The following is an 11,992-nucleotide window of genomic DNA, read 5'->3' as shown; positions in this document are numbered from 1 at the left end:
CAGGTATGGCACGCCATCCGAGGAAGAAGGCTGTGAGGGCCGCCAGTACGGCGGCCCCGACCGCCATGCGGATCGGTTTCATCGCGCTGACCGATTGCGCGCCGCTGATCGTTGCCAAAGAGAAGGGCTTTTTCGAGCGCCATGGCCTGGATGTCACCCTACAGCGCGAGCCCTCCTGGGCCAATATGCGCGACAAGGTGGCGCTGGGGGCACTCGACGCCGCCCATATGCTGGCGCCGATGCCGCTGGCCGCCACATTGGGCGCCGGTGGCTGGAAGAAGCCGCAGATCACGTCGTTTGCGCTGAACCTGAACGGCAATGCCGTGACGATCTCGGCCAAATTGTGGAATCGCCTGCTGGAGGCCGAGCCAGCCCTGCTGCACGACCGGCATGAGGCCGGCAATGTGCTGCGCCGTCTGATCGCCGCGGACCGCAAGGCCGGCCGCGACAAGCTCACCTTCGCCACCGTGTTCAATTATTCTTCGCATCAGATCCAGCTGCGGTACTGGCTGGCTTCGGCCGGCATCGATCCGGATCGCGATGTGCAGCTGGTGGTGGTGCCGCCGCCGCAGATGACGGATCGCCTGGCGGCCGGCGAGATCGATGGCTTCTGCGTTGGCGATCCGTGGAATTCCCTGGCGGTGCTCCGCGGCGTCGGCCGCATCCTGATCTCGGGCTATGAAATCTGGAACAATCGTATCGAAAAGGTGATCGGCTGCAATCGCGAGTGGGTGGAACGGAATCCGCTCACGCACAAGCTGATGCTGATGGCCCTGATCGAAGCGGCCGAATGGCTCGACCGGCCGGAGAACCGTCTGGAAGGCGTCGAGATCATGGCGCGCCCCGAGTATATCGGTCCGGAAGCGGCGGAAGCGATCCGGCTCGGCATGCTGGGCGTAGTGCGTTACGGCCTCGATGTCAGCCCCGAGCATATGCCCGATTTCATCGTCTTCGGCCGTTATGCGGCGAACTTCCCCTGGCGCAGCCAGGCCGAATGGTACCTGAGCGAGATGCAGCGCTGGAAGCTGATCGATCCCGGCACCGATATCGCCGCCGTGGCCGATGCGGTTTATCGCACCGATCTCTATCGCGAAGCTGCCGCCGCTCTGGATCGCCCGTTCCCGCTGATCGATCGCAAGCCGGAAGGCCTGCATGCCGGTCCCTGGACTCTGGCCCAGGCCAGCGCGCCGATCGAGATGGGCGCCGATCTCTTCTTTGACGGCTCGTATGTGTCTTCGGCGCGCCCGCCGGCGCCGGCCGTCGCTCGTGAACCCCAGACCACCACCGTCGCCAAGCGACGCCCCAGCGCGAATCAATAGGAGTGCCAGCATGACTGCCTATCTCAGCATCGAAGACGTCGGCATGACCTTCAAGGGCGCCAATGGCCCCTTCATCGCGCTGCGCGATATCAAGCTGGAGATCAACAGTGGTGAATATGTCGCCCTGATCGGCCATTCCGGCTGCGGCAAGTCGACCCTGCTCAACATCGTTGCCGGCCTGCAGCGCGCCACCACCGGTGGCGTATTGCTGGAGGCGAAGGAAGTGACCGATCCCGGCCCCGACCGTGCCGTGGTGTTCCAGAATCACTCGCTGCTGCCCTGGCTGACCGTGTACGACAATGTACGTCTGGCCGTGGACAAGGTGCACAGCAAGACCAAGTCGAAGACCGAGCGCGACGAATGGACCCGGCATAACCTGGCGCTGGTCGGCATGGATCACGCGCTGGACAAGCGCCCGCAGGAAATTTCCGGCGGCATGAAACAGCGCGTGGGGATTGCGCGCGCGCTCGCCATGGAGCCCAAGGTTCTGCTGCTGGACGAACCCTTCGGCGCACTGGACGCGCTCACCCGCGCGACCCTGCAGGATACGGTGATGGACCTGCAGGCCAAGCTGAAGAACACCGTTATCATGATTACCCATGATGTGGACGAGGCCGTGCTGCTGTCCGACCGCGTGGTGATGATGACCAACGGGCCGGCCGCCACCATCGGTGAAATCCTCGAGGTCAAGCTGGCGCGGCCGCGCAACCGCCTGGCGCTCGCGACCGATCCGGAATATGCGCGCTGCCGCCAGCAGATCATGGAATTCCTGTATGCGCGCCATCGCGCCCCGGCCGTGCACGCCGCCTGAACAGTTAGAGAGGACGTCGATATGTCTATGCGACGGAGTATGAGCCATGGCTGAGAAAGAGAAACTGGTCATCGTCGGCAACGGCATGGCGCCTGGCCGCATGCTGGAGAAACTGTTCGAGGCCGCTCCGGGCCGTTACGATGTGACAATCTTCAATGCTGAGCCGCGGGTCAATTACGACCGCATCATGCTGTCGCCGGTGCTGTCGGGCGAGAAGACCTATGAGCAGATCGTCATCCATGGCGATGGCTGGTACATCAACAACGGCATTACCCTGCACAAGGGCACCCGCGTAACCGGTATTGACTGCGCAGCGAAGACCATTTCCACAGATAATGGCCTGACCGAGCCTTACGACAAGCTGGTGATTGCCACCGGATCGGTGCCCTTCATCATTCCGGTGCCCGGCCACAAGCTGCCCGGCGTGTTGTCCTACCGCGATCTCGATGACGTCGATGCCATGATCCTGGCCGCCAAAGCGCGTGGCAACGCCGTGGTGATCGGCGGCGGCCTGCTCGGCCTGGAGGCGGCGGCCGGCCTGGCGGAGCAGGGCATGCAGGTGACGGTGCTGCATCTGATGCCGACCCTGATGGAGCGCCAGCTCGATCCGGCGGCCGGCTATCTGCTGAAAAAGGCCATCGAGGAACGCGGCATCAAGGTGCTGACCGGCGCCGATACCAAGGCGATCCTGGGCGAGAAGAAGGTCGAGGGCGTCGAGCTGAAGGACGGCACGGTGATCCCGGCCGACCTGGTGGTGATGGCCGTCGGCATCAAGCCCAATGCCACGGTGGGCAAGGAGGCGGGCCTGACTGTCAACCGCGGCATTGTGGTCGACGACCAGATGCGCACGTCCGACCCGGATATTTTCGCGCTGGGCGAATGCGCCGAACATCGTGGCGCCACCTATGGCCTGGTCGCGCCGCTTTACGATATGGCCGGCGTGCTGGCCAAAACACTGATCGGCGAGCCGGCCGCCTATAACGGCTCGGTCACCGCCACCAAGCTGAAGGTCACCGGCATCAACCTCTACTCGGCCGGCGATTTCGCCGAGGCCAAGGATCGCGAGGAGATCGTGCTGCGCGATGCCAGTCGCGGCGTCTACAAGCGGCTGGTGATCAAGGACCAGCAGATCATTGGCGCTGTGCTCTATGGCGATACCGAGGATGGCGCCTGGTTCTTCCAGCTGCTGCGCGAGCAGAAGGATATCAGCGATCTGCGTGAAACCCTGATCTTCGGTCAGGGTTACGCCGGAGGGTCCCCCCTGGACCCTATGGCGGCCGTTGCAGCCTTGCCGGATGAGGCAGAGATCTGCGGTTGCAACGGCGTGTGCAAAGGCAAGATCGTTTCCGCCATCACCAGCAATGGCCTGACCAGCCTGGAGGAGGTGCGCGCCACCACCAAGGCTTCGGCCTCCTGCGGCTCCTGTACCGGCCTGGTGGAAAAGCTGATCGGCTTCACGCTCGGCGACGGCTACAAGCCGGCCGAAGTGAAAGGCATGTGCGGCTGCACCGACCTCAGCCATGACGATGTGCGCCGGTTGATCGTCGCCAAGGAACTGAAATCGATCCCGGCGGTGATGCAGGAGCTGGAGTGGAAGACCTCCTGCGGCTGCAGCAAATGCCGTCCCGCGTTGAACTTCTACCTGATCGCCACCTGGCCCGGCGAATATGTGGATGACAACCAGTCGCGCTTCATCAACGAACGCGCGCACGCCAATATCCAGAAGGATGGCACATACTCCGTCGTTCCGCGCATGTGGGGCGGTGTCACCAGCGCCAAGGAGCTGCGCGCCATCGCCGATGTAGCCGACAAGTTCAATATCCCGACCGTGAAAGTGACGGGCGGCCAGCGTATCGACCTGCTGGGCGTGAAAAAAGAAGACCTGCCCGGTGTCTGGGCCGATCTCAATGCGGCCGGCATGGTCTCGGGTCATGCCTATGCCAAGGGGCTGCGCACGGTGAAGACCTGCGTCGGCACAGAATGGTGTCGCTTCGGCACCCAGGATTCCACCGGCCTGGGCATCAGGCTGGAGAAATACACCTGGGGCAGCTGGACGCCGCATAAGGTCAAACTCGGCGTCTCGGGCTGCCCGCGCAATTGCGCCGAGGCGACCGTGAAGGATATCGGCATTATCTGTGTCGATTCCGGTTACGAACTGCATATCGCCGGTGCTGCCGGCCTCGAGGTCAAGCAGACCATCCTGTTCCACAAGGTGGAAACCGAGGCCGAGGTTCTGGAATTCACCGGCGCCATCATGCAGCTCTATCGCGAGCAGGCGCATTACCTCGACCGCATTCATAAATGGCTGCATCGCGTTGGTCTCGACACGGTGAAGCAGCAGCTCATCGAGGATGTTGAGCGTCGCAAGGCGCTGTCGGCCCGTTTCGAGTATTCGCAGGTCTTCGCCCAGATCGATCCCTGGGCCCAGCGGGTGGAGGGCGCCTTTGCCCATGAGTACAAGCCGCTGGCCGATCTGCGCGTGGCGCAGGCGGCCGAGTAAGGCGCGTAGGAGAGACCGGTGATGAAAATGAGCAACGACTGGCTCGATATCGGTACGCTGGATGATATCCCGCAGCGCGGCGCCCGTGTGGTGAAGACCTCGCGTGGCGACATTGCGGTGTTCCGCACCATGGATGACAAGATTTTCGCCCTCGACGACAAATGTCCGCATAAGGGCGGCCCGCTGTCGCAGGGCATAGTGCAGGGCGATGCCGTGAGCTGCCCGCTGCATAACTGGCTGATCGACCTCCGGACCGGCGAGGCCCAGGGCGCCGACGAAGGCTGCACGCGCAGCATCGCCGTACAGCTGAAAGACGGGCGTATTCTGCTGTCCTGGCCGGGAATCGATTCTGGCATGGCAGTACAGGCGGCCTGACATCATGACGGGCGTCACCGAGACTCGCACGACTTGCCCCTATTGCGGGGTTGGCTGCGGCCTGACGGTGACGCGGGATGAAGCCGGCAACGTGGCGGTGAAAGGCGACGCTGACCATCCGGCCAATTTCGGCCGCACCTGCTCCAAGGGCTCGGCGCTGGGCGAAACACTCGGCCTGGACGAGCGGCTGCTGCATCCGGTCGTGGAGGGCGCTCGCACGACTTGGAATACGGCCCTGGATCGCGTGGCCTCCGTGTTTGCCGATACCATTGCGCAGCATGGCCCGGACTCGGTGGCCTTTTATGTCTCGGGCCAGTTGCTCACCGAGGATTATTACGTCGCCAACAAGCTGATGAAGGGTTTTATCGGCTCGGGCAATATCGACACCAATTCCCGGCTCTGCATGGCTTCGGCCGTGGCGGGGCACAAGCGCGCCTTCGGCACCGATACGGTGCCGGGCAGCTATGAGGATTTCGAGCAGGCCGATCTGGTCGTGCTGGTCGGCTCGAATCTCGCTTGGTGCCATCCGGTGCTGTTCCAGCGTCTGGCCGCCGCCAAGACGGCGCGCCCGGACATGACCGTTGTCGTCATCGATCCGCGCCGCACCATGACGGCACGGTCCGGTGACCTGCATCTGGCGCTCAATCCCGGTTCCGATGTCGCGCTGTTCAACGGGCTGCTGGTGCATCTGATGGATGCCGGCAAGGCGGATGCTGCTTTTGTCGATGCGCATACCTCCGGCATCGCCGCGGCACTGGCCGCGTCGCGCGGCCTGTCGCTGGCCGAGGTGGCCGAAGTCACCGGCCTGAGCCAGGTCGAGCTGCGACGGTTCTACGATCTGTTTGCCCGCACCGAGCGCGTCGTCACCGGCTTCTCGCAGGGTGTCAACCAGTCGAGCAGCGGCAGCGACAAGGTCAACAGCATCCTCAATTGCCACCTCTTCACCGGCCGCATCGGCAAGCCGGGTACCGGCCCGTTCTCGATCACCGGCCAGCCCAATGCCATGGGCGGTCGTGAGGTCGGCGGCCTGGCCAACCAGTTGGCCTGCCATATGGAGCTGAGCGATGCCGGTCATCGCCGCATTGTTCAAGGTTTCTGGAAGTCACCGCGCATCGCCGACAAGTCGGGCCTGAAGGCCGTCGACCTGTTTCGTGCCGTGAAGGATGGCGCGGTGAAGGCCATCTGGATCGCCGGCACCAATCCGGTGGACAGCCTGCCCGATGCCGACGATGTGCAGGCGGCGCTGAAAGCCTGCCCCTTCGTTGTGGTATCCGATGTCATGGCGGTGACCGATACGGCGCGCCATGCCCATGTGCTGCTGCCGGCCGCCGCCTGGGGTGAAAAAGATGGTACGGTAACCAACTCCGAACGCCGTATCTCGCGCCAGCGCCCCTTCCTGCCGATGCCAGGCGAAGCAAGGCCGGACTGGTGGATTTTCACCGAGGTGGCAAAGCGCATGGGCTGGAGCGACAGCTTTGCCTATGAGCGTCCGGCCGATGTGTTCCGCGAATATGCGCAACTCAGCGGTGTCGAGAATGATGGCGGCCGTGACTTCGACATTTCCGCTCTGGGTGAGATCACCGCCACCGAATATGAGAGCCTGTCGCCCTTTCAATGGCCCTATGTCGCCGGCACGGACCGCAGCGAGCGCCGTTTCTTTGCCGATGGGCGCTTTTACACGCCTGATCGCCGCGCGCGCTTTATCGCCACGCCATTCAAGGCACCCATGGAGCAGGTCTCGGATGAATGGCCGCTGGTGCTGAATACCGGCCGGATACGTGACCAGTGGCACACCATGACCCGCACGGCGCTGTCGCCGCGGCTGATGGGCCATATCGCCGAGCCTTTTGTGGAAGTGCATCCCGACGATGCCACGCGTTTTGGCGTTGCCGCCGCCGGTCTGGCGGTGATCGAGAACTCCCGCGGACGCATGCTGGCCCGCGTACTGGTGACACCGGACCAGAAGCGCGGCACGATCTTCGCGCCGTTGCACTGGACCGACCAGCTGAGCGCGCAGGCCCGGGTCGATACGCTGGTCAATCCGGCGACCGATCCGGTTTCCGGCCAGCCCGAACTGAAATTCACCGCCGTATCGCTGCGGTCTTATGAGGCGGCCTGGTACGGCTTTGCCGTCATGGCGCACAAGCCGGCAGAGATCGAAGCCGGTTACTGGACTCTGGCGCGTGCAAAGGATGGCTGGCGGCTGGAACTCGCCGATGAGGCCCTGCCGCAGGACTGGACGGTCTTTGCCCGCATGCTGTTCGGCATTGCCGAAGATGCCACGGTCGAAGTTCTGGCCTATCACGATGCGGCTTCGCGCCAGCATCGCTTTGCTGCCTTTCGCGATCAGCAGCTGATCGGCGCATTGTTTGTCGGCCCGGAGCCGGTGGCGGTGTCGCGCGCCTGGGCGGCGGAACAGCTGGGGCTGGTGGTTGCCAATCCGGCCGCGCGATTGCGTCTGCTAGCCGGCCGTGCCGGTGCGGATCAGCCCGATCGCGGCGCTATCGTCTGTGCCTGTTTCGACATCGGCAGCAACCAGATTGCCGGCGCAGCCAGCGCCGGCTGTCAGACCGTTGAAGCCGTTGGTGTCGCGACCCAGGCCGGCACCAATTGCGGCTCCTGCCGTAGTGAAATCCGGAGGATCATCGATGCAGCCCGTATCCAGAAAGCCGGCTGAAGCCGTGCAGGCGCAGCGCATCGGGCAACTGGCGAAACTGCCGGTATTCCTCGATCTGCACGGCAAGTCCGCTATCGTCGCCGGCGGTACGGCGGCGGCGGCCTGGAAGGCCGAGCTGCTGGGGGCGGCGGGCGCCAGCGTGACAGTTTATGCCAATGACTTCAGTGCCGAGATTCTGGCCCTGGATGTCTTGCGGATCGAACGCGGCTGGCAGCCGGATGACCTCCGCAATGTAACCCTGGCCGTTATCGACGCCGCGGATGATGTTGAAGGTGCGGCTTTCCATGCGGCGGCCCGGACCGCCGGTGCGATCTGCTCAGTGATAGACAAGCCGGCTCATTGCGACGTGCAGTTCGGCGCCATCGTCAACCGTTCGCCCGTGGTGATCGGCATTTCCACCGATGGCGCCGCGCCGGTGCTGGCGCAGGCGATCCGTCGCCGCATCGAGACGGTACTGCCCGCCACGCTCAGCCGCTGGGCCATGGCTGCGAAGAGCATTCGCCGTCATCTGGCCGAACGCCTGCCTACGGTGGCGCAGCGCCGCAGCTTCTGGGAGCGGTTTGCAGAACGCGCCTTCCTCGAACCCACGGTGCCATCTGACAGTGAACTGCTGCAGGGCCGGGCTGCCACTGTGACCGGGCATGTCACGCTGGTGGGCGCTGGTCCCGGCGATGCCGAGCTGTTGACCCTGAAGGCCATGCGCGCTCTGCAGTCGGCCGATGTGATCCTGTTCGACGATCTGGTTTCTGACGATGTGCTGGAACTGGCCCGGCGCGAAGCCCGGCGCATGATGGTGGGCAAGCGCGGCGGCCGGCCGAGCTGCAAACAGGAAGAGATCAATGCCCTGATGATCAAGCTGGCGGCGCAGGGCAAGCGCGTGGTGCGGCTGAAGGCCGGTGATCCGATGGTCTTCGGTCGTGCCGGCGAGGAGATTGCGGCGCTGGATGCCGCGGGTATCCCAGTCACGGTGGTGCCGGGCATCACGGCGGCGCTGGCGGCAGCCTCCAGCCTCGGCGTGTCGCTCACTCATCGCGATGCCGCGCATTCGGTGCGCTTCGTTACCGGCCATTCACGGCGCGGCGGCCTGCCTGATGATCTGGACTGGCGTGGACTGGCCGATGCCGAGACATCGCTGATGGTCTACATGGCCGGTCGCACCGGTGGTGACTTTGCCGCGCGGCTGATCGGGCAGGGGTTGCCGGCCGGTACGCCGGTGGTTGTCGTGTCTGCCGTTTCGCGGCCCGAGGAGCAGCGCTGGCATGGTTCGCTGGCGCAGCTGGGCGAGGGCCTGCAGCAGATGGGGATCGACAGCCCTGTGCTGGTGGGAATTGGCCAGGTGTTTGCCGCAGCGCAGCGAAAGGCTGTCGCCGCGCCGACCGAACGGATCACCCGTATCGCCTAGAGGATCGGTCCTTCGACGAAGACCCGTCCCTTGGGGTCTTCCACCTCGATCACATACAGATCGGGGTCGCGGCGGATCGCCTTTTCGATGGCGGCTTCGGCTTCGGCATCGCTCAGACGGTCGGCGCCGCCCAGCTTCAGCCAGCCGGCCCGCCCCTCGGCATCCCGGGCCTGGCCCAGCACCATGGCCTCCTGAGCACTGAAGGCGATTTTGAGCAGCACGGTGCCGGCATCCGGGTCGCCCTTGCGGCGGATCGCCACCGGAATCGCTTCCAGGTCGTATCGTCGCAGCACCGCCTGGACCAGCAGCCGGGTTTTCAGCCTTGCTTCGCTCATGGCCGCACCCTGCCCCGGAATGGCGCCCGCCACAAGGCAGGGTCACAAGGCGGCGGAGGCATGCTGGCGGGGGGCGCGGGCCGCTGGTAGACTGTGAGTCGGTTCCGGAGAGCCAGATGAACCAGTTGAAACCGGAGATCGATCTCGACATCGCGGGCAAACGCACCCGCGCAGGAACCCTGCGCCAGCGCATTGCCGATGAGATTCTGTCCGGCGCCCTGCCGCCCGGTGCCCGCCTGGAAGAACAGGATCTGGCCGACCGTTTCGGCGTGTCGCGCACTCCGGTGCGCGAAGCCCTGAAAGCCCTGGTCGAAACCGGTCTGGTCGAAATCCGCCCCCATCGCGGCGCCCTGGTCGCCATTCCCAGTCGCCAGCATATGCATGACCTGTTCGAGGTGATGCGCGAGCTGGAGGCGATCAGCGCACGCTATGCCGCCCAGCGCATGACCGCGGGCGAGCGCAAGAAGCTGGAAGAACTGCACGAGCGGTCGCGCTTCATGGTGCGCGACGGTGAGATCGACGCCTATGCGGCGATGAATGTCGCATTCCACACCCTGATCTACGAAGGCACGCATAATACGGCGCTGGTGGAGAATACGATGACGGTGCGTCAGCGCCTGTCGCCGTTCCGCCGGGCCCAGTTTCGTCTCGTCGGCCGTCTGGCCAGTTCGTTCGCCGAACATGATGCCGTGGTGCGGGCGATCCTGCAGGGCGATGCCGGTGCGGCCGAACAGGCTATGGCGCATCACATCGGCACGGTCGACGTCGCCTCGGAAGAATTCACGAAATAATCGCCGTTACTTGACCGGCATGCTGCGTGTTGCCTCGTCCTGGGCGCGGATGCGTTCGCGGTGCAGCACGTAGAGGCCGCTGCCGACGACAATGACGATTCCGCCCCAGGCCAGCAGATTGGGGATATCGCCCCAAACCACGAAACCCGAGACCAGAGCGAAGATCAGCCCGGTGTAGCGGAAGGGCCCGACGGTGGCGAGGTCGCCATGACGGAAGGCGTCGACGATCAGCAGATAACCGATAATCAAGAAGACGCCGGCGCTGGCCAGCAAGAGGTATTCGCGCCAGGTGATACTGGCCCAGCCTTCAAAAACCGAGAGTATCAGTGCGCCGCCCAGTACGAAGATCGAATTGGTCAATGCGATGACCAATGAGGGAATGTTCTGGTCGATCCGACGCGTGGTCAGGTCACGCGTCACGATGAAAATAGTGGAGGCCATTGCCACCAGCGCATAGGCGTTAAAGCCTTCAGCGCGGGGCTGAACGATCAGCATAATACCGCCGAAGCCGACAACCACTGCGGTCCAGCGCCGCCAGCCAACCGGGACCTGCAGAAACATCGCTGCTACGGCGGTCATCAGCAGCGGCGTGCTCATGTTGATCGCCGTGATATTGCCGATCGGCATGTGGAACAGCGCCACCAGGTAAAGAATCGTGGCGATCACATCCAGGCTGCTGCGCGCCATGACTGCGGGGTTGATGGCGCGGCGCAACTGGGCCACCTGGCCGGTGGCGAAGACCAGCGCCAGCAGAAGCAGGGTGGCTATGATATTGCGCAGTGTGATCAGCTGGCCGGTCGGTGTGGTGGTGCTGGCCAGTTTGATCAGGGTGTCGTTGGTGACGAAGGCGCCCATGCCCAGAATCATCGAGGCCACGCCGCGACGGGTGCCGTAGCCGAACAGGCGGGCATAGAAAGGTATGGCAGCGGGAGATGGCGGGACGGGACGCATTGTTGTGATTTTGATTCTGTAAAACGGCACACTACCTATATTGCCTGCGGCCGGATACCCGCCGGCCTGCAAGGCAGTCCTGTGCGGAATGCAGGGCTGCGTACTATATTACTGACAGCCGATCCGCCGACCCTGGAGATTGCCATGTGGTTCACTGCACCGCGTCATAAGATTGAATTGCCTGCGCGCGACAAGGCCTTGCCCGGCCGCAGCAGCGTCATGCCGGTCCCGGCCAAGCATTTCGTCAACGGCCATGCGATCAAAGGCCCGTTCCCCGAGGGGATCGAACTGGCGACGTTCGGGCTGGGCTGCTTCTGGGGTGCGGAGCGCAAATTCTGGCAGGCGGGACCGGGCGTCTACAGCACGGCGGTGGGCTATGCCGCCGGTTATACGCCGAATCCGACTTATGAAGAGGTCTGCAGCGGCCTGACCGGCCATAACGAGGTGGTGCAGGTGGCCTTCGACCCGAAGGTGATCTCCTATGCCGCCCTGCTGAAGATTTTCTGGGAAAGCCACGATCCGACCCAGGGCATGCGTCAGGGCAACGACACCGGTACCCAGTATCGCTCCGGGATTTATGTCCATTCGGCCGAACAGCGGCGGGTAGCGGAAGCCTCGCGCGCGGCTTATCAGGTGGCGCTGACCAAGGCTCGGCGGGGCAAGATCACCACCGAAATCCTTGATGCGCCGCCATTTTATTATGCCGAGGATTACCATCAGCAGTATCTGGCCAAGAATCCCAATGGTTACTGTGGGTTAGGTGGAACCGGGGTCTCCTGTCCCATCGGCCTCGAGGTTGTGCAGTAAGTTTTTCTTACTTTTGGCGTCCAT

The 11,992-nt window shown here is 63.9% G+C and carries 10 protein-coding genes; 8 read left to right on the top strand and 2 right to left on the bottom strand.

The window, feature by feature from the left end:
• Nucleotides 1–5: 5 nt before the first annotated feature.
• The 6 genes from AC1ROT_RS02155 to cysG are packed head-to-tail and all read left to right on the top strand — an operon-like array spanning nucleotide 6 to nucleotide 9,084.
• Nucleotides 6–1,319 carry a CmpA/NrtA family ABC transporter substrate-binding protein gene (locus tag AC1ROT_RS02155; RefSeq protein ID WP_492997066.1) on the top strand — a complete coding sequence of 438 codons (1,314 nt, stop codon included), beginning with the start codon at nucleotides 6–8 and terminating at the stop codon, nucleotides 1,317–1,319.
• Nucleotides 1,320–1,329: 10 nt separating this feature from the next.
• A complete protein-coding gene (locus tag AC1ROT_RS02150; RefSeq protein ID WP_492970376.1) occupies nucleotides 1,330–2,130 on the top strand; it encodes an ABC transporter ATP-binding protein in 801 nt (266 codons plus the stop codon).
• 46 nt (nucleotides 2,131–2,176) lie between these two features.
• A complete protein-coding gene (gene nirB, locus AC1ROT_RS02145) occupies nucleotides 2,177–4,630 on the top strand; it encodes a nitrite reductase large subunit NirB (protein WP_492997065.1) in 2,454 nt (817 codons plus the stop codon).
• Between the two features lie 21 nt (nucleotides 4,631–4,651).
• Entirely contained in the window at nucleotides 4,652–5,005 is a 354-nt protein-coding gene (gene nirD / locus AC1ROT_RS02140) for a nitrite reductase small subunit NirD (protein ID WP_492970378.1), read from the top strand.
• Nucleotides 5,006–5,009: 4 nt separating this feature from the next.
• Nucleotides 5,010–7,682: a nitrate reductase gene (locus AC1ROT_RS02135; protein ID WP_492997064.1), complete on the top strand. Its 2,673-nt coding sequence runs from the start codon at nucleotides 5,010–5,012 to the stop codon at nucleotides 7,680–7,682.
• Nucleotides 7,654–9,084, top strand: coding sequence for a siroheme synthase CysG (gene cysG / locus AC1ROT_RS02130; protein WP_492997063.1), 1,431 nt, complete (start codon nucleotides 7,654–7,656; stop codon nucleotides 9,082–9,084). The genes AC1ROT_RS02135 and cysG overlap by 29 nt, the downstream gene beginning before the upstream one ends.
• On the opposite strand, the gene AC1ROT_RS02125 is transcribed toward cysG, so the two are convergent.
• Complete coding sequence (locus AC1ROT_RS02125) at nucleotides 9,081–9,419, bottom strand: DUF1491 family protein (protein ID WP_492970381.1); 339 nt, start codon at nucleotides 9,417–9,419, stop codon at nucleotides 9,081–9,083. The genes cysG and AC1ROT_RS02125 overlap by 4 nt on opposite strands.
• Nucleotides 9,420–9,535: 116 nt before the next feature.
• Between AC1ROT_RS02125 and AC1ROT_RS02120 the strand changes: the two genes are divergently transcribed.
• Nucleotides 9,536–10,210, top strand: a complete 675-nt coding sequence (locus tag AC1ROT_RS02120; RefSeq protein ID WP_492970382.1) for a GntR family transcriptional regulator — start codon at nucleotides 9,536–9,538, stop codon at nucleotides 10,208–10,210.
• A gap of 6 nt (nucleotides 10,211–10,216) precedes the next feature.
• Here AC1ROT_RS02120 and AC1ROT_RS02115 read toward each other — a convergent pair whose 3' ends face one another.
• Nucleotides 10,217–11,161, bottom strand: a complete 945-nt coding sequence (locus AC1ROT_RS02115) for a DMT family transporter (protein ID WP_492970383.1) — start codon at nucleotides 11,159–11,161, stop codon at nucleotides 10,217–10,219.
• A 144-nt stretch (nucleotides 11,162–11,305) separates the two neighbouring features.
• On the opposite strand from AC1ROT_RS02115, the gene msrA reads away from it, so the two are divergent.
• Nucleotides 11,306–11,968, top strand: a complete 663-nt coding sequence (msrA, locus tag AC1ROT_RS02110) for a peptide-methionine (S)-S-oxide reductase MsrA (protein WP_492997062.1) — start codon at nucleotides 11,306–11,308, stop codon at nucleotides 11,966–11,968.
• Nucleotides 11,969–11,992: the final 24 nt, after the last annotated feature.

Source organism: Ferrovibrio sp. GW821-FHT12E11 (assembly GCF_058806975.1).
The sequence above is the reverse complement of the archived record's forward strand: the minus strand, read 5'-3'. Positions and strand labels throughout refer to the sequence as shown.